The following is a 21,560-nucleotide window of genomic DNA, read 5'->3' as shown; positions in this document are numbered from 1 at the left end:
GCGAGGGCGTTGTGCTTCAGCACTGCTTTGGCCTCAATACGCCCTAACGTGATCGGCGATCATGCCAACAAATCCATCTTGCCAAGCGAAATATTGGTGGAAATGCTGGGGCTGGCGGCGCCTCTCGTGCCCAAGCGATGGCGACTTCACCCGGCACCCAACAATCAGGCGCTGTATTACTCCAGATAATTAGGTCTCGTCAAATGCTGGATATATTTAGCCGACTATCATCAGCTTCCAGGGCCCTTTGTATTCAAGTTTAGAATACTTGCCTAGCCAAGACTGTACGTGTCAATTCTTTGAAATGTTTAATGCCGGATTAGAAACAACTGAAGACTATTGTGACCATCCATGATCAGTCCTCGTATGAGTTCTTGGTAGTGGTCTGCTGTATTCAAATCTTGCAGGTCAAAGCTTGCAGACCAATTGATGAACGTCTTGGACTGTCCAGTGAGAGAGGCCAATTTCACCGTGGCAACATAGTTGTCCAGCGGTAATGGAGCCTCCTCGAAGCGGTAGGATAGCGTTGTATTGTGATCATCGACCGATAACAAACGCTCCCTGACAACTGCGCCATCGGCCAGCGTGAGTCTGCGAATACAGCCGACCAATCCATCAGGTTGGTTGTCCTCAATGCTGCTTTCGACAATCGACGGATGCCATTTATGAATCTCTCCAAATTTTTTCAACACGCTCCAGGCGTGTCCTGTATTGCTGTCCAAGACAGCGGAAAACTCAACCATTGGCATTGTGTACCTCCGTTCAAATTATCTATTTTTGAAAAAACAACTAACCTTTGCTCAAATGCAGCGCTCGGAGGTGATGATGTGAACACCCGGTCTGTGTTCAAGGGCTGATTCGAGCAACACCTGGGCGATTCGCGACGCGGGGTTAAGTTGCCAGCGAACGGGTAACAATCTCCCCACCAGGCCCAGTACCACTACCAGTGCACGCTCACCCAACCGCAATTCCTCGCGCGCCCCACTGATGACACCGGGCCTCACATAAGTGAGTGATTCAAAATCAAGCCTTGCGAGAGATGTCTCTAACTCTCCCTTTACCCGGTTGTAGAAAAAGCCGGAGTTTGGGTTTGCTCCGGTGGCCGAGTTCAGAATGTATGCTGAGGCGCCATTCATCCTGGCCAAGCGCGCCACACCCAACGGGTACTCGTAGTCAACAAGTCGAAAAATGTCTTTCGATCCAGCGCGCCGCATCGTCGTACCCAATGTGCAAATCACGGCATCCGCCCGCCACCAGTCGACTGTTTCCGGTAGATTGTCGAAGTCTGTTAGAGGCGCATGTAACTTGGGATGCGCAGCAAGCGCACAGCGAGTCGGTGCAACCACCTGACTGATTCGTGGATCATCGAGCGCCTGTTTCAGTACCTCGCGCCCAACAAGACCGGTAGCGCCAACCAACATCAACTTCATTGCGAGCAACGTCCACGATCAAGCCTGCGAACCGCGTCGGAGACTGGCGTGTCACCCTGAGTAAGTTCGATAATGACCCGGCTCACCTTGGACTGATCGATCAACTCGGCAAGTGTCGCTGCCACGTCATCTCTTGAAACTTCACCGTAAGGAATAGCGACGTCAGCACGGATTTTGCCAGTGCCTGTGTCATCCAGAAGCGTTCCTGGGCGTACAATCACCCAATCCAAACCCGTCCCCACCAAGTGAGCATCAGCTCGTTTTTTCACGGCAATGTAATTTTCGAAACCTTCGGATACCGGGCTACCACGCAGCGCATCGGGGAAGGCCGAGACCAGAATGAAACGCCGGACACCTGCTTGAACAGTTGCGGCCACTGCCAACTCCAATCCCCGCCCATCAATCGCATTGGTCAGATCCATACCCGCGCCGCCTGCCCCTGCCGTGAAGACCACGGCATCACTTTCCGACATAAGTCGCGCCATTTGCCCGGGATCAAGCTCAAGTAAATTGCCTTTAACGGGCATCGCGCCCAGAGCCGCTAGCTCACTTCCCTGCTCAGGGTTCCGATGCAGTGCGATCGCTTCGTGACCTCGTCCAACGAGTTGCTTAACCAATCGCCGCCCTACTTTGCCAGCGGCGCCAATGATGAAAACCTTACTCATGATCGCTTCTCCATTTGACGATAAACGAGCTCCGACCCCGGCATTGACTCAACCGGGATCGGTGGACGCTCAACCTTCGAACTGGTGATAAACCTTGGCGATGACCTTCCAGGTGCCGTCGATTTTGATCAGGGTCAGGTAGTCGTTGTAGTCGGCACCGATCGCATCCTTTTCCATATCGACACGCACCACGGCTGTCGTGGGTGTGATCGCCAGTATGTCGAGCCGAGTCGTGATTTCTGGGGCACTGCCGTTCTTCTGGACGAAATCAAACAGATTCTTGATCGGGCCGCCAAGCAGCTCGCCATTAGTGAAACCGTACATCACGGCGTCTTTATGGAAAGCTTGGGCAACGCCTTCTGCACTGCCCACACGCAGACCTTCAACGTACTGATTGGCGGTAGCGATGACAGCGTTGTACTCGGAAGTCGGTACTGTCTTGATGTTCTTTGACATGGTTCTTTCCTTTCAATAAGGGCGAGGTACAACACACCTCGCCACAGGCGCTCGATTGCTCAAGCGCTCGGATGGGTGTGGTAAATCTTGCTGACGATCGTCCACTTGCCTTCTACCTTCAGCAGGTTGAAGAAGTCGGTGAAACGAAATCCCGAAACGTTGTCGGTATCGACGCGAGCACTGGCGGCAGTGCCCACGATGTCGATGCGAACGATCGCGGCTTTGGCTTCGGGAGATGGGCGGAATACGTTGTCGATGACTTCATACAGATTCTGGATCGCGCCGCCGACGAGCTTGTCGCCGTCGACCCCAAACATGGTGGCCTGCTCGTTGAACGCGGGCTTCATCAAAGCGCTGTCAGCCTTGGCCCCACCTTCGTTGTATTGGCTAAGCACGTCGACGATCGCGTTGTATTCCTGGACGTAAGTTGGATTGCTCATGATGAACTTCTGATTGAAAAATTTCCGATTGCCCATCAGCTCTGTATGGGCGCGGGCATGGCCCACCAACGATCACCAATCCTGGCGTGTCGGCGAGATGATCAGATCGTTGACGGTGACGTTTTCCGGTTGGTTGAGCGCGTAAATCACAGCACGGGCGATATCGTCAGGCGCAATGGCAATCCGGTTCAGCTCCTGAGCAGCCTTGCGCCCTTCAGGATCGCTGACCTTGTCCGCCCAGCCGGTATTGATCACGCCGGGGCTGACTGTGTTGACGCGGATACCGTGCTGCACGCCCAACTCCTTGCGCATGGATTCGGTCATGGCCTGGACGAAAAACTTGGTTGCGCTGTAAACACCCGCCGCCGGCCCGACCTGATGACCTGCAACAGAGTCCATGTTGAGAATCTGCCCGGATTTCTGTTCAAGCATGAACGGCAATACAGCAGCAATAGCGTTGAGGTAGCCCTTGATGTTCACATCGATCATCTTTTCCCAATCGTGCACGGCCAGATCGACCCAGTTGGAAAAGAGCATCAGGCCGGCGTTGTTGACCAAGATGTCCACGGCGCCGAAGGTGTCTTGTGCAAACTTCGCCAACGCTTTGGTTTGATCCAGATGAGTGACGTCGGTGGTGAAGGCAACCACATCGCTGCCTGACTCAAGCAGTTCTGCAACAAACGCTTCCAGCCCTTTCTGATCGTGTGCTGCCGCTACTACGCGGACACCCTGTGCGGCGAGTGCACGAGTGGTGGCGGCGCCGATGCCGGAAGATGCGCCAGTGACGATGGCGACCTTGTTTTGCAGATAATTCATACTTGAGTGCCTCTTGTGCGGCGAAATGCGTTCGCGACGGAGCCTCCCCGCGCCGAGTCGACGCAGGGGGAACCTGTGATTAGTTGGAGTTGGCCGTTGGCCAATCGGTGTAGCCCTTGGCGCCTCCGCCGTAATAACTCTCACGTGGCGCGATGGTCAGTTCGGTACCACGACGCAGGCGCTCTACAAGGTCTGGATTGGCAATGAACAAACGACCGAACGCTACCGCGTCAATCCGGCCCTGTGCCCGTCGTTCCAGCGCCATATCCAGGTCGTAGTTGTTGTTACCAATGAACGGCCCTTCGAACTGCGCACTCAGCGCGTCCAGATCCACCCCTTCCGGAACGGTACGAGAAGTGGCGGTGGCGCCTTCGACGAAGTGCAGATAGGCCAGGTTGAATCTGTTCAACTGCTGAATGAGGTAGCCGTAAGTCGCCATGACGTTGCTGTCAGGAGGTGTATTGCCAGCGTCAGGTGTCACCGGCGAAAGACGGATGCCGACCCGGTCACTGCCCCAGATCGCGACCACGGCTTCGGTGACTTCAAGCGTCAGCCGCGTCCGGTTCTCGATGGAGCCGCCGTACTGGTCAGTGCGCTGGTTGGTGGAATCACGCAGGAACTGATCGAGCAGATAGCTGTTGGCAGAATGGACTTCCACACCATCGAAACCGGCTCGCTTTGCATTTTCTGCCGCATGCCGGTACTGCTCGATGATCCCCGGGATCTCTGAAGTCTCAAGCGCCCGAGGCATGGACACTTCGACCATGCCATTGTTGGTGTAGGTCGTGCCTTCGGCCTTGATTGCCGAGGGCGCGACCGGTGCCTCGCCGTTTGGCTGTAACTCGACGCTGGAGAAGCGGCCTACGTGCCATAGCTGACTGACGATCTTGCCGCCTGCCGCGTGTACCGCGTCAGTGACTTTTTTCCAGCCTGCCACCTGTTCTTCCGACCAGATACCCGGCGTCATCGCATAGCCGCGGCCCTGGGCAGAAATGTTCGTGGCTTCGGCGATGATCAGGCCTGCGCCGGCACGTTGGGCGTAGTAAGTGGCGTGCAGTTCATTCGGCACGCCGTCCTCTGCCATCCGGCTGCGTGTCACCGGAGCCATGACAATACGGTTGGCCAGTTGCAAGGCGCCCATCTGCGTGGGCGAAAAAAGGTCGGTGTTATGACTGTTATCAATCATGTTGAATACCTCAAATATTAGACCGGTCGTCTAGTAATTTGGTTAAAAAAAACGCCCCTAGGCCAGCAGGCGTTTACTTGTGATCAGTGCGGTTTCAAACGGGGCCGTGGTCTTCTTGACCTTGACCAACAGCGAAGCGCCCAGCCATAGCTGATAAAGCGATTCGGCTAATATCGCCGCGTCCTGGGTCGGCGAGATGGAACCATCGGCCATGCCCTGTTCGACGCAACGCATGATCCGCTGAATGATCAGCGCGGTGCCTTCCTCCAGCACCGTGCGCATGTCTTCTGACAAGTCGCAGACTTCAGCGCCCAGTTTCACCACCAGGCATTTCTCCTCGGGATGATCGAACGCTTGCGTCTTTGCCCAGTAGTGCAGATAGCCCAGTAGCCGCTCGGCTCCGGTTCCTTCTGCGGCCATCACGATATCGACGCGCCCGATGTACTCCTGAAAATATTCTTCGAGCAGCGCCTGGCCGAATTCCTCTTTTGAGCGGAAGTAGTGATAGAACGACCCTTTAGGTACACCAGCGGTTGTCAGCACTTCTGACAGCCCCACGGCGGTGTAACCCTTGTTGGTCATCAGCGACTTGGCCACATCGATAATGTGCTGTCGCATATCTTGGATAGGTTTCTTCATAGGGAAGGCAGCCTACACAAAAATAGACCGGTCGTCTACAAGCTCTCACCCCACCTGACGAATTGACTGAGTCGTTAGCGTTACCTATCAGATCTCTACTCGTGGATTGCTATGCTTTTTGCGTTACCGGATTGACTCGTGAAGGCTCAAGGGCCGCCCTCTCCCATTTGGCGATAACCAACGGTGCAATGGCATTCCCCAACACGTTCAATGTGGTGGTACCGCTATCGATGATCCTGAAGATGCCAGCGATAAGCGCCACCCCTTCCAATGGAAGACCGGCAGAAGCCAACGTCGCAGACAAGATAATGATGGCGAATCCAGGCACCCCTGCAGCACCTTTGGAGGTCAGCACCATTGTGACCACCAGCAAGATCTGCTGAGACAACGACAGATCAATTCCATAAAGCTGAGCGACAAAAATCGTCGCAACGCCCAGGAAAATCGATGCACCATCCAGATTGAATGCATACCCCACTGGCACCACAAAACTTACGATTCGGCGTGGGACTCCATAGCTCTCCAGCTTGCTCATCAGCTGCGGCATGACCGCTGCCGATGCGGCACTCGAGAACGCAAGAATCAGCTCATTCCGGAAATACTTGATCAGCTTGAAAATGTTCTCGCCGATCAGATAGCAAATACCGCCAAGTACCACCAATGCAAAGACAATCAGTGCCAGGTAGACCACTCCAATCAGCTTGAGCAAGGGTAATAGCGAGGCAAAGCCAAAGGTTGCGACGGTAGCGCCGATCATGCCGAACACGCCTATTGGCGCATAAGCCATGACGATTGAGACGACTTTGAACATCGCATCGGAAATACCCTGAACCAGCGCGACCACTGGCGCGCTTTTCTCTCTAGGTAGCGAGTTCAATGCCATGCCGAACAGGACAGCGAAGAACAGCACCGACAGCAGTTTTGCTTCCGACATTGCCACAAAGACGTTGTCCGGGACGATGTTCTGCACAATCACCAGAGCCCCCTTCGAAGGCTCCATCGTAATGGACGCAGCGCTATGCGTAATGCCGGAAATATCAGTGCCTGTGCCAGGCTCGAAGATATTCGCGAAACAAAGACCCATCACAATCGCCAGGCCGGTGATCGCAAAAAAATACCCCAGCGATTTTATGCCCATACGGCCAAATGACTTGTTATCGCCGCCTCCTGCAATGCCGAGGATCATGCAACAGAACACGATCGGTACAACGACCATCTTCATCATCTTGATGAAGATATCGCCAAGCGGTTTCAGAATTTCTGCACTGACCCAAGATTGATACTGCGGATGGGTATTGAAATACCAACCGACGAGCACGCCAAGCAACAGCCCGGCAATGATTTGCCACACCAAGGGAATACGTTTCATGTCTAGCCTTCTTGTTGGAATGAAAGGACTGCGTTAATTGGCAGTTGCTAGATTCATGAGCTTCCAGCTCACTTGAGTTCAAATGGCACAACGCTGTTGTGCCTACACTTTTCTTATTTAGCGAAGAGCTGGCTCATATCCTTGAACGCCTTGAATTCGAGGGCATTGCCACAAGGGTCAAACAAAAACATAGTGGCTTGCTCGCCTACCTGCCCTTTGAAACGAATGTAGGGTTCGATCACAAACTCTGTGCCGAAAGACTTCAAGCGCTCGGCCAGAGCCTCCCATTCTTCCCAGCCCAGGATGATGCCGAAGTGCGGAACAGGTACGTCGTGGCCGTCTACCGGGTTGCTATGGACGCTTTCCTGGGAAGCGGTTTTTGGGTGTTCGTGAATAACCAGTTGGTGGCCATAAAAGTTGAAGTCGACCCACTGGTTGCTGGAACGACCTTCTTCCAGGCCGAACACTTCGCCGTAAAATGTGCGTGCGCCAGCGAGGTTGTAAACGGGAATTGCGAGGTGGAAAGGCGAGAGGCTCATCAGAACTCCAATGCGGTTTTTTTGTTGGTGAAGGACGAAGCATATGAATGCTGGTCGTTGTTTTTTAGCGACGCTTCAAACTCCGCCGTCCCACCGACATCGGCTTGTAGGTTCGGGCCGTTGCCGGGGGATAGGTACATCGTAGGGCGGCTAACCAAGCAAAAAAATCAATATAATTTTCTTAGAAACACAATTATTATTTGTGAATGATCAAAGAACTGAAAACACTCATCGCCGTTGCACGGGAAGGTACGTTTGCCGCTGCCGGGAATAAAATCGGCCTCACCCAAGCAGCGGTGAGCGCCCAGATTCAGCGTCTGGAGGCCGAGCTCGGCTTTGAGATATTCGACAGGAAGGGACGCTCGGCTCACCTCAACAGGATGGGCCACCAGATACTCCTGCAAGCGCAAGAGCTGCTTCGTCTTTACGATAATCTGGGCTCTACCACGGTGGGACTTCCTGCGAGCGTACTGGTGAACATCGGTGCTATCGCCTCCGTTCAGCGCTCCTATCTTCCCGATGCACTAGCCAAGTTTCACCAACAATGCCCGCAATGCCGTACCCGCGTAATCCCGGGACTATCCATGGAGTTGGTCAACCTCGTGGATGCCGGCGAAATCGACATGGCCGCAATCATTCGCCCGCCCTTCTCGCTTCAAAGCGATCTGCGCTGGACGACCTTGGCGCTCGAGCCCTACCGTCTGATTGTGCCGCGCGAACTGCCGGGAGAAGATTGGTCAGCAATACTTTCCAGCCAACCGTTCATACGGTATGACCGATCATCATTCGGGGGCAGACAAGTGGATCGCTTCCTTCGGCAGATGCATTTCACCTTGCGTGAAGTTTGCGAGCTGGATGAACTGGAGGCCATCATCAAGCTAGTTGAAAATGGTGTCGGTGTAGCTCTAGTGCCGCAGACAGCAACCCACCAGGAATGGCCTGCGGGTGTACGAGCACTCGACCTCGGACAGCACACCTTCCATCGTGATATCGGGCTCGTACATCGGTCTCGGCAGAGTTTTACCGAGCCTGTACGAATTTTGGCCCAACTTATCAGTGACCAGGTAAAGACCAGTTCTGAATAAAATCCACACAGCAAAAAGGGCCCTCTCGGGCCCTTTGTACTCAAACCAAACTCACTTGGTCAGCCAAGATTCGACTGTGTCGGAGCCGTATTCAGCTTTCCACTCTTTCAACGTCTTGTGGTTGCCACCTTTGGTTTCCACGACTTCGCCAGTTTTAGGATTCTTGTAAATCTTCACTTGGCGAGGTTTGCGGCTGCCGGATTTTTGCTCTGCCACAGGTGCTTTGCGACTGGCATGTGGATCAAGCAGATTGACGATGTCTTTCAGGCTGTAGCCGTACTTGGCCAGCAAAGCCCGAAGCTTTGTTTCGAATTCGATTTCTTTCTTAAGGCCAGCATCACCTTTGAGGGCCTCCAGCGCTTGTAGCTGTTCTGCTAGGTGTTTTTCGAGCTGACGAAATTCTGCGAGTTTGGACATGAGAAATCTCTATGTGGTTAGTTTCCTAACGGTACACCAAAACTTGGACTTACATAAAGCAACGGCGTTCACTTTGATCAGTAAGTAGCATCCATTGCAGTAGTCCCAGCAGCCAGAACGCCCAGTGGCGACGAGAGAATGATGCGAGGTCGCAACGTTTTACGGAACGGAAATGCGAACCAGGGTGTCATTTGAATTAGGCACCTTGGTGTAGTACACCCTGTTGAGATAGAGAGGTTGTTATGAACAATATTATCTACATCGTTGGAGCAGTCGTGATTGTCTTGGTGATTCTATCGTTTGTCGGAATTGTATAGCCTGCAAACTGAGCCCCGGTCTGGTGACTCCACGAGCAGTTCAGTAAAAGCCGAGCCGCGATAATCGGAGGCTTTTTTTCCGAAGGCGAAAATTGCATTTAGCGATGCGAAGCCCAGCCTGGCGTGACGATCATAAAACCGTGCTGAGGCCTTGACGTCGTTAGCCCCAATGAACAGCTCCTCCTCGAACGGCGTATTTCCTACGTCAACCCCATTGCCAAGTTCGACATTGAAAGCAACTCAAAATCAAATCTGTTCACCAGCTTTAGACCTACTCATTTGCAGTACACAGTCCAAAGCTGATCCACACGTGTGGTGAAGCTTTGGCTCATCATCTCCCGCCGCATCCCCCAATCAGGATTGATTGGCACACTCGCCGAGCGCAGTGTTCCCCTACCCCATCTCTTATTGATGGAGTCCAGCACTGTCATGACCTTTTCAGTGGCGACCGGCTGGGAGATCGAAAAGAGATCTTCGGTGTACTCGCCTTTTGAGCATAGGTTGACTAGGAGTACCTCGGCTTTGCTGTATTTGAAGCCAGGTCGGAAGACCCTATCCACCGCGTCCACCGCAGCTTTTGTCATCAACCGAACGTCGTCTGTTGGATAGGGCAATTCCACCAGTACACCGTTGGCGTACTTGGCTTCCTCTGGACTGAACATCCCGGTGCGGATGCTGACTCGAATTTTCTTACACAGCGACTGTTGAGCGCGGAGCTTTTCGGTAGCGCGCTGCATGTAGGTAGCCACGGCTTCTTTGATCGGCCCAATGTCGGTGAGACGCTTGCCGAACATCCGGCTGCAGCAGATCTCTTGCTTCGGTGGGTCAGGTTCATCGAGCTCAAGGCATGGCGTACCCGCGAGCTCCCGTGCCGTCTTCTCAATCACTACGCTGAATTTCTTGCGCAACGTCCAGGGATCGGTTTTGGAGAGATCCCAAGCTGACTTAATGCCCATACCCTCCAAGTGAAGAGTCATCTTGCGTCCGACACCCCATACGTCCGAGACCGAGCATTTCTTGAGTACCCAATCGCGCTTAACTTGGTCACGTAGATCAACGACACCGCCACTCTGCACCTGCCATTTTTTGGCCGCGTGATTGGCGAGCTTGCTCAACGTTTTCGTACCGGCAATGCCGACGCCGACCGGGATGCCGGTACTCCGATATACCTGTGCCCGAATTCGCCGACCGAGCGCCTCGAGATCACCTGGCACACCTGCCAAATCAGCGAACGCTTCATCGATGCTGTAGACCTCAACAGCCGGTACTAGCGACTCGATTACGCTCATCACGCGCTCGCTCATATCGCCATAAAGCGCATAGTTCGAAGAGAACGCGACGATGCCATGTTGCTTAAGCTTGTGCTTGATCTGGAAGTACGGCTCACCCATTTTTACGAACGGTTTGCTGTCTGCGCTACGTGCAATTACGCACCCGTCATTGTTCGACAACACCACGATGGGCGTCTTGGCCAAATCTGGACGAAAAACGCGCTCGCAGCTCGCGTAGAAGGAGTTGCAATCGATCAAGGCGAAGACGGGATTAGGCTTTTGGATCATGTGCACGCACGCTGAATGTCACCACCCCCCAGATGATCAGCTCATCGCCTTCGAGGATGTATCGCGGCGGGTAACCTACGTTCTCGGACATCAAGATGATGTTGGGCCCACGTTTGCACAGACGCTTGCAGACCGGCTCGCAATTCACAGCCGCAATAACGATGTGTCCATGCTCAGCGGTGATCGAGCGATCAACCACAGCCATATCCCCATCGAATATTCCAGCACCTTCCATGCTGCTTCCCTCGATGCGCACCAGGTAGATATGCGGTGCTCGAATGTCCAGAAGCTCGTCGATGGAGATGTGTTGCTCAAGGTGATCAGCCGCAGGGGATGGGAAACCTGCAGGGACTTTGAACAAGTAAAAAGGGAGCTGGACTCCCCCCTCCACCAGCGGGCCGAGAATGGTGACGCTCATGAGGCATGCCTTAACATAAACTGTATATGCATACAGTTAACGTCGAAGACTGCTTGCGGTCAATCTCAGCCGAAAAATTTAGACAGGTGGGATGCTGAAACGGATCCTTTTAGAGCCCCAGATCTCGACCCAACTGATCCGCTTTCATTTCTTCGGTGGCCCGCCCCGCCTCCATAAGATGCAATTGCAAATGTCCTCGCAAATGCAAATTCAGACGAGACCTGAGCTCAACGTAGCCTGCAGTTGGCCCTGCATAGATACCACGACGTTTCAGCACCTCACGTAGCACCCTGATGCTATCAACGCCAATCCCTGAGGCGTGCAGTCTCAGGGAAGGATCGTACCCAGGATTTCTCCTGAAACTGTCGACCCCCTTTTCAATCAGTCGTACAAACGCCGGCGTGCCACATGTCCGATGCGCCAAACGCCAAACCTCCAACTCAAGTTCTTGTTCCATCTGTTCTCTCCAGTTCCTACGCGGACTTCCCCTCATTTGAAAGTTGTCCGGCATGAGTATTTTTTAAGAAAATGCTCGTTGTTTTGAAATCAAACTGGAAAGCAGCGGCTTACGCCGCGAAGTGGCGATTTTGCTATGGCCATACGGCAATCACACATCAGCGTTAGCAGGATAAATCGCAAGAAAAGGCCCGAAGCAGAAGCACTGCAAAAGCAAAAAAAACACACCGTTTCTTCAGCAGAAACTTCGAAAGATGGAGCTCCGAGACCTCTGCTTTTCTGTTGTCCTCAAATATAAAGATCCGTCGCTGAAAAAAAATTTCAAGGGGAGATCTGAAAATATATTTTTGTTGACACTGACCAGCAAGCATCCACAACGCACCGATTTTCTTCTGTTTGAAGGGTGTGTGATGCGTGGTTGCAGATCTAAACGCCTAACAGCGTACAATTGCGCTAGGTGTAGAAACGTCTGGGTCGTCCAGGAAGGTGGTGACTGAAATTAATTCCACTCCTGCCGATACACGTCAGCGCAGAATGTGAATTAAGGAAACCTGGATGGCAGTCGATTTGAAAAGCCTGTGGCAGCGTGAGCGTGCAAGGCGGGCGGCTTTGTGGGATCTGGAGGAATTGCGACCCGGCGATGACCGCGCAAAACCTCTCCTGAGAATTCTCGATGAAATTGAGCGACAAGATCTCGAACAACCTCATGGGGAAGCTCAGACCGTGACGATCGATGAGTTGAGAGACTCTGTACCGGAAACGCCGTACGAAAGCAGCGACGGCCACCATTTCGTGATCGTTCTAGACCACCACATACCTGAAATTTGGCGAACGAGATTCGAAGCAGCCAACGCGCTCGCCGAACGTTTTTCGCAAGGAAGCTATGCCCATGACTGGCGTCGTTTTCTGAGGGTCTGGATTCGAGACATGGAGCATTTAGCGGCTCACCGTCTCGCGTAATTTCTCTTGGTTCGCGACGCCGACTATCCCCTCCTCTCCACCAGCCTGTCGCACACAAAAAAAGAGTCCGGGAAGCTGACCTGGTTTGGTAGCGCAAGACTGCTGTACCCGACCCTCAAGGTGCGGGCTGAAGTAAATGACACGCGTCAAAAGGATCGTCTCGAAAGTACGGCGACGCGGCAGCAAGTCAGCCAGTTACAGCCCTAAATCTCTGACCAATTGATCCTCCTTCATGTGGTCAGTGGCCAGGTTATTGACCACGAGATGCCATTGCAGTTGATGCGACAAATGATTTGTTAAACGCGATCCGATCTCGATGTAGTTCTCTGAGATGCGGGCATATAAATCTCGACCGCTCACTACGTTTTGCAATACCTGAACGCACGGTAACCCGAGTTCGGATACGGTAACTCGAGTGGGCCAATCAACCCTAGGCATAGGCTTGTAGCTGTCGAGCGCCGCTTCAATAAGGCTCACAAACGTCGTGACGCCAAATTTCTCATACACAGACCTCCAAATGGCCATATCACGCTCCCTATACATCCCCTACCCCTTATACGTGGCTTTGCATGGCATGCTGTCCGATCACCCTTAGTGAAACGGCTGCAACCGTTCGGGCCGGTGAAAAATGTCAGCGCTCAACAAAGTCAGCATCTGGACTACCGCGCAATATTCTTTCAAGAGGCTCCCATTTCGGCGTCGTTTTTGTCAGCGCGTAAAAAGGAAACCGATCAGGTGAGCACGCCGTGTTCGAGCTGTCCGATCAGATCGATCACGGCGCTCGCGCCCTCCTCCGTAATGAGCATTTCCAAAGGAGCCTTTGAGTTAAAACAACGCAACGGCGAGCGTAAGAAAGCCCCGGCTGCCTGTGCGTCGCCTTCGAACAGTTCGTAGGACGCCTGTAGAGCAACAATCAATCCATACAGGCGTCGGCTCTCGCACAAAGGAAAAAATCCTATAGTCGTCGCGCTCGACATGAGTTCGGAAGAAATACCCATGTGTGTTGCCGCTGACCGAAAACTGACCCAGTAAAGGCTGTTCTGCCGACTGAAAACTGACCCAGGTGTTCAACTGCTTCTGCTCACTTTTCGAGCAGGAGAACACAGGGTGATCAGCATGGAAATGTTGGGAAAAATCCGGCGGATGTACTTCCGCGACAAGCTCTCGCTGCATCAGATAGCCAAGCGTACCGGGCTGTCGAGAAACACCATTCGAAAATGGGTCAGAGCACCCGAAGCCACTCAGCCGGCGTACCAACGGTGCGCAACCTTCAACAAACTCAGTCCATTTCACGAGACGCTGGAGCAGGCGCTCAAGGCCGATTCGTTTCGGGCAAAGCACAACCGCAGAAGTGCCAAAGCACTCTTCGAACAGATCAAGGCCGAGGGGTACGACGGCGGCTACAGCCAGCTCACCGCCTTTATACGCTCGTGGCGCGGCGAGCAAGGCAAGTCTTTACGAGCCTTTGTGCCGCTGACCTTTGCACTCGGGGAGGCTTTTCAATTCGACTGGAGCGAAGAAGGTCTGCTGATCGGCGGCCTGTTCCGACGCATCCAGGTCTCCCATATGAAGCTGTGCGCCAGTCGCGCATTTTGGTTGGTTGCGTATCCCAGCCAAGGCCACGAGATGTTGTTCGATGCCCATACCCGCTCGTTTGGCGCGTTAGGTGGGGTGCCGCGTCGCGGCATCTACGACAACATGAAGACCGCTGTCGACAAGGTCAACAAGGGTAAGGGCCGCACGGTCAATGCTCGGTTTGCCGTGATGTGTGCGCACTACCTGTTCGACCCGGACTTCTGCAACGTCGCTTCCGGCTGGGAAAAAGGCATCGTTGAAAAGAACGTCCAAGACAGCCGACGGCGCATCTGGCTCGATGCTCAAAACTGCATGTTCCACACCTTCGAGGAATTGAATGCCTGGCTCGGCCAACGCTGCCGTGCACTCTGGGGCGAACTGCTGCACCCGCAGTACAACGGGCTGACCGTGGCGGACGTCCTGGAGCTGGAACGCGCTGAATTGATGCCGATGCCGACTGCCTTTGATGGCTACGTCGAGCGCACCGTGCGGGTCTCCAGCACCTGCCTGATCAGCGTGGCGCGAAATCGCTATTCGGTGCCGTGTGAGCGGGTCGGCCAGTGGGTCAGCAGCCGTCTGTATCCTTCCCGGATTGTAGTCATCGTCGATGAAACGACGATTGCCAGTCATGAGCGCCTGTTTGATCGAGATCAGGTCAGTTTTGACTGGCAGCATTACATCCCGCTTATCGAGCGCAAGCCCGGAGCGCTGCGCAATGGCGCTCCGTTTGCTGATCTGCCGAAGCCTTTGCAACTGCTAAAACGCGGTCTGAGGCGTCACACCAACGGTGATCGAATCATGACGCAGGTACTGGCGGCTGTTCCCATCGCCGGGCTCGATGCGGTGTTAGTGGCTGTGGAGTTGGTACTTGAATCAGGCAGCTTGAGTGCTGACCACATCCTGAATGTCCTGGCTCGACTGACATCGACAGCAGCCCCTCCGTCCGCCGAAACCAGCCTTCAACTCAAGATAGTGCCTGTTGCCAATACGGCACGTTACGACCGGCTCCGTACCACCGATGAGGAGACTCGCAATGCGTGATCTTAAGGCGGAACTCAAAGAACTGCGTCTGCATGGTATGGCCAGCGCCTGGGAAGAACTGGCCTCGCAAGGCGAAGCCTCAACAACCTCGTCGAAATGGCTGCTTGAGCATCTTCTCCAACAAGAACATGCGGATCGAGCGGTGCGCTCAGTGAACCACCAGATGAATATGGCCAAACTCCCCATGCATCGTGATTTGGCCGGCTTCGACTTTAGCGCTTCCAGCGCAGACGCCCGCCTGGTCAGGGATCTGTCCAACCTGGAGTTCACCGATACCGCGCAGAATGTCGTATTCATCGGCGGGCCTGGAACAGGCAAAACACACCTCGCCACCGCCTTGGCTGTGTCCGGGATCACGACGCATCACAAACGCGTGCGCTTCTACTCCACGGTGGATCTGGTCAATCTGCTGGAGCGCGAAAAGTACGATGGCAAGACGGGCCGCATCGCTCAAGGGCTGTTACGAACAGACCTGGTGATACTCGATGAACTGGGGTATTTGCCCTTCAGCCAGAGCGGTGGTGCCCTGTTATTTCACTTGCTGTCCAAGCTGTACGAGCACACCAGCGTGGTGATCACCACCAACCTCAGCTTCTCGGAATGGTCGAGTGTGTTTGGTGACGCCAAGATGACCACGGCGTTGCTGGATCGGCTGACACACCACTGCCACATCGTCGAAACGGGCAACGAGTCCTACCGCCTGCAACACAGCAGCTTGGTCGCCCAGACCAAGATCAAATCACGTGAACGAAAGCGCAAAGACAATGATGGTGCCGAGGACGATGAGCTGTTTTGATCTGCACCGAAAATACCCTGCCGCATGCCCACATGCGGTGGGACTTTAATGCCTCTTCCACCGGGACACGACTGCTAAGCTTATCCACAATTGCTGATGCCAAAATCAGCAATCCGCCCTGGGTCAATTTTCAATCGGCAGGGTGGGTCAGTTTTCAATCAGCGCCGACAACCCATGTGCTTACCAAGCAGCTCTTCATCGATACACAACATCTCGGCTAGAAACTGAAATGGGCGAAAAGGCATACGGCGCCGAACGACATCGTGAAGTTCAATGCCTGGCGAGGGCCAATTCACAGTGACCCAAATGTCCGTTTTCATGAATTCAACAAGGAGCTTTCCCTGGTTCACGCGCAATCGCTGCAAGGTGACCAGTTGACGTGATCGAGGCATCGCACGCTGATCCATCGCTCCCCTCCCAAAGTCCCGGCTTGCCCGCAAACCTCGCAGATCGACATTGACCGCTGCTCTGCAAAAGTAATCATTTCACGGCACGCCGCATCACCTCCGGAATAGTAGAAGCGTAACCCCCCGAATTTTTCCTTGACCTGACGCACCTGAATCGACGGCAGCTCAGGGTGAGCATCCATGTAAGTTTTCAGCGTGCGACAAAGCTCATCGATTAAATCCAGCCAACCTGGCAGGCATCCGATTTCGCGAAGAGGCGCGCTGCAGAAAAACGTTGGGTAACGATCACGCAGGACAGGCAGCAGATCTTCAATCATTGGATTTTGTGCTCGCTTACTCACACACAGATAGTGCCTGGACAGCGGGAAAGCTCGCATGCTTGCGCGCGCCTCGGCCTGCCAGGATGAAGATCGTGTCGTTACTTTCAAAAAAGCAACCGTCAAAATCACGTTGATATCCGCTTACGATCCGATCGCCAGGCTTGTACGTGTTCTGGCTGTCGAACACCGCGGATTGGGCGTATAAAAGTGTTGCCTCAAGCCCCTGCGCTTTGATTTCTCGCTCCTGAAATTCTGGGAGCATCACATCCAAAACCATCCAATGTCTGACGATGCAAAAAGGCTTTTCCCTGAAGGTATCGGCGGCCAATTCGATCAACTCATCGTCGCCAAGTTTTGAGCCTCCTAGAGGGAGTGCTGAGCCGAACAGTAAATCGCCCAGAAGGTCTGCATTCGTAACTCTTGTATTCATAATCTCGCTTCAACTCTTGCCGCGGGTACCAGGCCAAGAATCATTTTCCCGATCCCGTTACCACCTGGATAACCCGAAGCTTTTTTGCGACGCGTATCCGCATTTGCGGATGGCTCAGTGATAAATCCGATTCATATAGAGGTTGTTGCCGCCGGGCGCCCAACTGACTATCAAGTACCGACTTCCTGCAATGGTTTGACATATTGCATAGCCATTGACGAAGTCGACGCTTGTAATCCTTGACGTGCGGATGCTGGCGCCTTCGCGAAAGCGCCCCGTTGTGTCGCCATAAACTGTCCCCATCAGTATTGGAGGGCTGTCGACGGCTGCAAGCAAATACGCTGTGATGGGCATACCGAAATCCATCGCCATTGCCATGACGACTGCTGCCGGAATCGACGGGCCAAGGTCTCCCTCACTCATGCCGCTGCGCCTAAGGAGTTCATCTGAGTCAGCAAGGGTCGTGTTTGGTCTTTTTTATGCATCATTCAAAGTCCGCATATCATGAAAAAATCGGACACCGACAGGCGTGTTCACAGCATTGAATGTAGACAGGGTCGACATGTGCCGGAACCGTTTCACCGGTTTGAAGGCGCACTCAGTGGGCGCATGACCTCTGACCGCACTCATTAAAGGCCGACCACCAGACTAGGATCAAAACCAATGTCTTCCCGTGGGTAGCCGCGTGGGTTAGAGACCACGCGACACCGGCCTTGCTTGACGTCGATGGCGCGATGCGTATGACCGAAAACCCAGAGATCCGCTTTTTCCAGAAGCGCATGCCAGCCGTTGGTGTAAGCAGCGATCAGATGCCCCTCATGCTTATCCCCGACCACTTCGGGCACAGGTGCGTGATGCGTCACGACAACTGTTTTGCCGTCGAAAGGCTTATCCAGTTCATGGGCAAGCCAGTCGTGCGTTGCATGATTTCGGTTGACCAGGTCACAGGGGCGCAGCTTACGGAAGCTGTCATCAGCAAGGATCACACGGAAATCATTCATCCACTCCCATGCAATTCGCGTCGCGGCCCCGATATCGCCGGTAGCGGAAAAATCAGTCCACCCAGTGGCGCAAAGGAACCGTGTTTGATTCCAAACAAAGACCTCATTTTCTAAGACATGGACGTGCGGTGAGGCAGCTTCCTTCATTTTTTCCAGCGTGTGATCGATGTGGCCACCATAAAACTCATGGTTGCCGCAGACGTAAATCACCGGGCAAGAAAAGGTCTCGCCGGCCCACACCACACCTCTGGTCTTCGTATGAATGTCGCCCGCGAGAATGGCGACATCCGCGGCGCCAATAGGCGCCGCGAAGGAGGCGAACTCGTTGTGCAAATCTGAATAAATTTGGAGCTTCATGGTGAACCGGCAACTTCGATTAGGCGATATATTGATAACCGTCTTACCACTCACACCTTTCGGGCTAGCCGAGTAGAGACGCAAGGAGAAGATCAGCACGGATTGCATGCGCCTGGATCAGGTTCAACCCAGCGAAGGACAATCCAAGGGAAAGCCGTGGCCAAGTGATAATCCCAGTACGGGGACTATATTCCATGGATTGGGATTGATCAATATGGCTTTATCCTCAGCTTTGGGGATTTGTAATGCCGTTGAGAGATCCGTTGGCAGCAGTCATCCGCCTCGTTCGGTCGGCCCGTGGCCTGGCGAAAGAAGATTTCCATGGCCAATTGGATGCCAAGCATGTCTATAACTTGGAGCACGCCAAGGCCAGTGTGACCCTCGACACGCTGGAAATTCTCGCTGAACATCTGGATGTAGAGCCGCTGGCTCTCCTCGCCGTTGCGGCGAGTTTTCAAAAACAGCAGTCCCCCGAAGACTTTCTCAAGTACCTCAACAAAGAGATCAAGAAGCTGAAAGATCTGGGGGTTTTGGAGGGATTGCCGACGCAGTTCGTAGACGGCGCCTTGAAACCTCGGCTGCCAGGTCAGCGCACTCCTCCGGAGAAGGTCGACGCCGTACTCCGATGCCGCGCACACGGGCTGACTCAAAAGCAGGCTTCGGACATTCTGGGTATTCCGACATCAACGGTCGGAAGAATCTGGAAGCGCATTGAGGAGTGATTCCTGTAACACCTCGCCTCATACGATCAAAAACATAAAGCCTGTTTGGCTTGTTCTGGCTATTCAGCGAGGGTCTGCGCCGGTCTGGAGGGGTGTGATTACTTGCCTACCGGCGCAGCCGCCTCCATTGAGAATGGTTTATGCGTTGCTGGTTAACAACGCTCGTGCTTTTTTCTGGCGCGTCACAAACGGAAAGGTGACCAGCAGAAATAGCGACATGCCGAAGACGTCAGCCACGAAATTCTCATAGGCCAAGGTAAACGGGATTCCATTGGTCGCAGGGTCGACGAACACTTCGTTACCAATCGAACCCAAGAGAACATAGGCAACGCCGGCGAGCGGGATCCAGCAAATCCCTTCGCTGACATCTCGCACAATCGATCGCCACATCACACGCACAAATGCCAAAGGCCAGGTGTACCAGGGGATGCTCAGGATTCGCTTGATCACTAGGATCAGAGGAATCTTCTGCACCTTGCTCAATTCAAATGAGAGATAGCTCATCACGAAAGGAAAGGTAAAGCCGTACAGCGCATGGCAGAAGTTGTAATTCCACTCAATCAGATCGAACGCTCGGGTTTGAACGACGAGGAACATCGTACTGATGACCAGCCCGATGAGGGCGGGAATTAGGATGTAACCTTTTTTCAACTGCATAAAAGCTCCTAGGTAGGGATGAAAGCAACCCGCCATCTAGGCTACCTTCCCAATCAGAAGCCACAAGTCAAAACAACCCCTAGAATTTCTCAGCGCCTTTTTGCTTTCTACGCATGAAGGTTCTCCCTCCTGCCCACTTTAGGTGTCACCGCAGTCACACGAGACGCGACTCGCCCAATGCGCTTAAGTGGCCCCAAAAAATCGTCAGAAAAAACTATCTGATTCAGGCGCTCATGCGCATATTTTTGGTCAAGAGTGCTTGCAACAGTACCGCTACACGCTGCGTCAAATTTGATCAATCTAACTCTCCCTTGGTTTTATTTTGTGGCGTTTTTGCTTTGGTTTTCGATTTGGTTTTTGCTCTGGTTTTCAACGGCAGGGTGATCCATGGTTTGCCGTAACTGAGTGAGCTCCGCAAAATATTGTTCCGACAGTCTTTGGGCTTCGGTCAATTGCGCACTTGCCCGCGACAGGCCCTCCTCTAGCCGCCTAGATTCCGCGTGGGACAGACCAAGCTGTTCCTGAAGTGCTTCTTTCGCACCGTCAGCCTTGGCAACTGCTGTCTTCATGGCGGCAATCTCACCGGTCAATCGAAGCGCCGCGTCTTCATGCGTCGTCGCTGCTTTGGCCTGCTGCCGCGCCTCACTCAGCAAGCGCTCGTTATCTCTGTTGAGTCGAGTCAGTTCGTCCTGCTTGACCATCAATGTCTGCTGGAGTTGGCGCAGCTCAACCTGAACTTGCTGCACCTGTCCTTCGTGCCGTTGCTGCTCCTGATCTCGCTGCTCCTTGACAGCATTACGGTAATGCTCAAGCGCATCTCTAGAGTGCAGGTGCTTTTCTTCCAGCGAACGAACCTGCTCGTCTTTCTCATGTACCCGTACTTCTAGGTCAGCACAGCTTTGGCTCAGGCGAGCGTTGCGAGTGAGCTCGGACTGCAAACTGCTTTGGCACGTACTCAGCTCTCCGGCCTGGATGTCGAGCGCTGCCTGAAGGTTATCGTGCTGGCGTTGCAATTCCGCCAGAGCGGCTTGCGTTTGCGAAAGTTGCTCATTGACTGACGCTCGGTACTTATCGAGCTCAGCTCGGGCTTCGGCCACTTCTTCGGCGCCCTCTTCAAGCAGGCGATCCAACACCTGACCAACCAAACCGCTGAGTTCATCACTCAAGCGTTCTCGGCGCCCCATCGGGAGTGGATCTCCTTTCCCGAGTTCGCCTAGATATCGGGCAATGGTCGTCATAGAACCAGTATTTCCAAGCTCGACCCGCACAGCGTTGATGCTGGGATTTACACCTCGAGCGATCAGCGCATCCCGTGCTATCTGGACGATTGCCCTGTTAATACCGCCCCGTGCCATGTCATCTCCTACGATTTCGTAGTGTAAATGTAATGTGTATTTACATATTACATTAAGACAAAAAATCAATCACAAAAATCGAGTTTCTATGATCAAATAATCGAGCGTTATCGCATCATAAGTCTGTTTTTAGCTTTTTCCGTCGCC

General features: G+C 53.6%; 27 protein-coding genes. 5 read left to right on the top strand and 22 right to left on the bottom strand.

What is annotated here, in order from left to right; all coding sequences use genetic code 11:
- Nucleotides 1–308 precede the first annotated feature (308 nt).
- From DJ564_RS16335 to DJ564_RS16290, 10 genes are all read right to left on the bottom strand, one after another.
- Nucleotides 309–749, bottom strand: coding sequence for an SRPBCC family protein (locus DJ564_RS16335; protein WP_109631374.1), 441 nt, complete (start codon nucleotides 747–749; stop codon nucleotides 309–311).
- Nucleotides 750–800: 51 nt separating this feature from the next.
- The gene (locus tag DJ564_RS16330; RefSeq protein ID WP_109631372.1) at nucleotides 801–1,430 is read right to left on the bottom strand and encodes an NAD-dependent dehydratase; all 630 of its coding nucleotides are present in this window, start codon (nucleotides 1,428–1,430) and stop codon (nucleotides 801–803) included.
- Nucleotides 1,427–2,095, bottom strand: coding sequence for an NAD(P)-binding oxidoreductase (locus DJ564_RS16325; RefSeq protein ID WP_109631369.1), 669 nt, complete (start codon nucleotides 2,093–2,095; stop codon nucleotides 1,427–1,429). The genes DJ564_RS16330 and DJ564_RS16325 overlap by 4 nt, the downstream gene beginning before the upstream one ends.
- A gap of 69 nt (nucleotides 2,096–2,164) precedes the next feature.
- Nucleotides 2,165–2,551, bottom strand: a complete 387-nt coding sequence (locus DJ564_RS16320; protein WP_109631365.1) for a nuclear transport factor 2 family protein — start codon at nucleotides 2,549–2,551, stop codon at nucleotides 2,165–2,167.
- Between the two features lie 59 nt (nucleotides 2,552–2,610).
- Nucleotides 2,611–2,991, bottom strand: a complete 381-nt coding sequence (locus tag DJ564_RS16315; RefSeq protein ID WP_109636056.1) for a nuclear transport factor 2 family protein — start codon at nucleotides 2,989–2,991, stop codon at nucleotides 2,611–2,613.
- A 72-nt stretch (nucleotides 2,992–3,063) separates the two neighbouring features.
- Nucleotides 3,064–3,807: an SDR family oxidoreductase gene (locus DJ564_RS16310; RefSeq protein WP_109631362.1), complete on the bottom strand. Its 744-nt coding sequence runs from the start codon at nucleotides 3,805–3,807 to the stop codon at nucleotides 3,064–3,066.
- Nucleotides 3,808–3,886: 79 nt separating this feature from the next.
- On the bottom strand, nucleotides 3,887–4,993 hold the full coding sequence (locus tag DJ564_RS16305; protein ID WP_109631360.1) for an alkene reductase: 1,107 nt from the start codon (nucleotides 4,991–4,993) through the stop codon (nucleotides 3,887–3,889).
- 57 nt (nucleotides 4,994–5,050) lie between these two features.
- A complete protein-coding gene (locus tag DJ564_RS16300) occupies nucleotides 5,051–5,632 on the bottom strand; it encodes a TetR/AcrR family transcriptional regulator (RefSeq protein ID WP_054614722.1) in 582 nt (193 codons plus the stop codon).
- A 109-nt stretch (nucleotides 5,633–5,741) separates the two neighbouring features.
- The gene (locus tag DJ564_RS16295; protein WP_109631356.1) at nucleotides 5,742–7,001 is read right to left on the bottom strand and encodes a cation:dicarboxylate symporter family transporter; all 1,260 of its coding nucleotides are present in this window, start codon (nucleotides 6,999–7,001) and stop codon (nucleotides 5,742–5,744) included.
- A gap of 113 nt (nucleotides 7,002–7,114) precedes the next feature.
- Nucleotides 7,115–7,540: a VOC family protein gene (locus DJ564_RS16290; protein WP_046054868.1), complete on the bottom strand. Its 426-nt coding sequence runs from the start codon at nucleotides 7,538–7,540 to the stop codon at nucleotides 7,115–7,117.
- 206 nt (nucleotides 7,541–7,746) lie between these two features.
- Here DJ564_RS16290 and DJ564_RS16285 point away from each other — a divergent pair, with 206 nt between their 5' ends.
- Nucleotides 7,747–8,625, top strand: a complete 879-nt coding sequence (locus DJ564_RS16285; RefSeq protein ID WP_109631353.1) for a LysR substrate-binding domain-containing protein — start codon at nucleotides 7,747–7,749, stop codon at nucleotides 8,623–8,625.
- Nucleotides 8,626–8,676: 51 nt separating this feature from the next.
- Here DJ564_RS16285 and DJ564_RS16280 read toward each other — a convergent pair whose 3' ends face one another.
- From DJ564_RS16280 to DJ564_RS16265, 4 genes are all read right to left on the bottom strand, one after another.
- Nucleotides 8,677–9,042, bottom strand: a complete 366-nt coding sequence (locus DJ564_RS16280; protein WP_109631350.1) for a histone-like nucleoid-structuring protein, MvaT/MvaU family — start codon at nucleotides 9,040–9,042, stop codon at nucleotides 8,677–8,679.
- Between the two features lie 592 nt (nucleotides 9,043–9,634).
- Nucleotides 9,635–10,915, bottom strand: a complete 1,281-nt coding sequence (gene umuC, locus DJ564_RS16275; RefSeq protein WP_109636054.1) for a translesion error-prone DNA polymerase V subunit UmuC — start codon at nucleotides 10,913–10,915, stop codon at nucleotides 9,635–9,637.
- Entirely contained in the window at nucleotides 10,902–11,336 is a 435-nt protein-coding gene (locus DJ564_RS16270; RefSeq protein WP_109631348.1) for a LexA family transcriptional regulator, read from the bottom strand. The genes umuC and DJ564_RS16270 overlap by 14 nt, the downstream gene beginning before the upstream one ends.
- Nucleotides 11,337–11,445: 109 nt before the next feature.
- The gene (locus tag DJ564_RS16265; RefSeq protein ID WP_109631345.1) at nucleotides 11,446–11,793 is read right to left on the bottom strand and encodes a hypothetical protein; all 348 of its coding nucleotides are present in this window, start codon (nucleotides 11,791–11,793) and stop codon (nucleotides 11,446–11,448) included.
- A gap of 554 nt (nucleotides 11,794–12,347) precedes the next feature.
- On the opposite strand from DJ564_RS16265, the gene DJ564_RS16260 reads away from it, so the two are divergent.
- A complete protein-coding gene (locus DJ564_RS16260) occupies nucleotides 12,348–12,752 on the top strand; it encodes a hypothetical protein (protein ID WP_109631342.1) in 405 nt (134 codons plus the stop codon).
- Between the two features lie 195 nt (nucleotides 12,753–12,947).
- Here the strand turns inward: DJ564_RS16260 and DJ564_RS16255 are convergent, their stop codons facing one another.
- Both DJ564_RS16255 and DJ564_RS16250 read right to left on the bottom strand, forming a co-directional pair.
- Entirely contained in the window at nucleotides 12,948–13,277 is a 330-nt protein-coding gene (locus tag DJ564_RS16255) for a hypothetical protein (RefSeq protein WP_109631339.1), read from the bottom strand.
- Between the two features lie 206 nt (nucleotides 13,278–13,483).
- Nucleotides 13,484–13,750, bottom strand: coding sequence for an MbcA/ParS/Xre antitoxin family protein (locus DJ564_RS16250; protein WP_109631336.1), 267 nt, complete (start codon nucleotides 13,748–13,750; stop codon nucleotides 13,484–13,486).
- 118 nt (nucleotides 13,751–13,868) lie between these two features.
- Between DJ564_RS16250 and istA the strand changes: the two genes are divergently transcribed.
- Both istA and istB read left to right on the top strand, forming a co-directional pair.
- A complete protein-coding gene (gene istA / locus DJ564_RS16240; protein WP_109635997.1) occupies nucleotides 13,869–15,368 on the top strand; it encodes an IS21-like element ISPpu27 family transposase in 1,500 nt (499 codons plus the stop codon).
- Nucleotides 15,361–16,164 (top strand): IS21-like element helper ATPase IstB, encoded by an 804-nt coding sequence (gene istB / locus DJ564_RS16235; RefSeq protein ID WP_090321778.1) that lies wholly within the window; start codon nucleotides 15,361–15,363, stop codon nucleotides 16,162–16,164. The genes istA and istB overlap by 8 nt, the downstream gene beginning before the upstream one ends.
- Before the next feature lie 346 nt (nucleotides 16,165–16,510).
- Here the strand turns inward: istB and DJ564_RS32025 are convergent, their stop codons facing one another.
- The 4 genes from DJ564_RS32025 to DJ564_RS16215 all read right to left on the bottom strand — a co-directional run bounded on the left by DJ564_RS32025 (nucleotide 16,511) and on the right by DJ564_RS16215 (nucleotide 18,679).
- Nucleotides 16,511–16,888 carry a hypothetical protein gene (locus DJ564_RS32025; RefSeq protein ID WP_162556209.1) on the bottom strand — a complete coding sequence of 126 codons (378 nt, stop codon included), beginning with the start codon at nucleotides 16,886–16,888 and terminating at the stop codon, nucleotides 16,511–16,513.
- A 16-nt stretch (nucleotides 16,889–16,904) separates the two neighbouring features.
- Nucleotides 16,905–17,321 carry a hypothetical protein gene (locus DJ564_RS16225; protein ID WP_109631333.1) on the bottom strand — a complete coding sequence of 139 codons (417 nt, stop codon included), beginning with the start codon at nucleotides 17,319–17,321 and terminating at the stop codon, nucleotides 16,905–16,907.
- Between the two features lie 114 nt (nucleotides 17,322–17,435).
- Nucleotides 17,436–17,744 carry a hypothetical protein gene (locus DJ564_RS16220; protein WP_109631330.1) on the bottom strand — a complete coding sequence of 103 codons (309 nt, stop codon included), beginning with the start codon at nucleotides 17,742–17,744 and terminating at the stop codon, nucleotides 17,436–17,438.
- Between the two features lie 206 nt (nucleotides 17,745–17,950).
- Nucleotides 17,951–18,679: a metallophosphoesterase family protein gene (locus DJ564_RS16215; protein ID WP_109636051.1), complete on the bottom strand. Its 729-nt coding sequence runs from the start codon at nucleotides 18,677–18,679 to the stop codon at nucleotides 17,951–17,953.
- A gap of 245 nt (nucleotides 18,680–18,924) precedes the next feature.
- On the opposite strand from DJ564_RS16215, the gene DJ564_RS16210 reads away from it, so the two are divergent.
- The gene (locus DJ564_RS16210; protein ID WP_109631327.1) at nucleotides 18,925–19,401 is read left to right on the top strand and encodes a helix-turn-helix domain-containing protein; all 477 of its coding nucleotides are present in this window, start codon (nucleotides 18,925–18,927) and stop codon (nucleotides 19,399–19,401) included.
- 138 nt (nucleotides 19,402–19,539) lie between these two features.
- On the opposite strand, the gene DJ564_RS16205 is transcribed toward DJ564_RS16210, so the two are convergent.
- Together DJ564_RS16205 and DJ564_RS16200 are read right to left on the bottom strand one after the other, a co-directional pair.
- Entirely contained in the window at nucleotides 19,540–20,058 is a 519-nt protein-coding gene (locus DJ564_RS16205) for a hypothetical protein (RefSeq protein WP_109631324.1), read from the bottom strand.
- A 317-nt stretch (nucleotides 20,059–20,375) separates the two neighbouring features.
- Nucleotides 20,376–21,413, bottom strand: coding sequence for a DNA-binding protein (locus DJ564_RS16200; protein WP_109631321.1), 1,038 nt, complete (start codon nucleotides 21,411–21,413; stop codon nucleotides 20,376–20,378).
- Between the last annotated feature and the right edge of the window lie 147 nt (nucleotides 21,414–21,560).

The sequence above is a fragment of the Pseudomonas sp. 31-12 genome, assembly GCF_003151075.1.
Classification (GTDB): domain Bacteria; phylum Pseudomonadota; class Gammaproteobacteria; order Pseudomonadales; family Pseudomonadaceae; genus Aquipseudomonas.
This window is presented reverse-complemented; position numbering and strand designations above follow the sequence as displayed.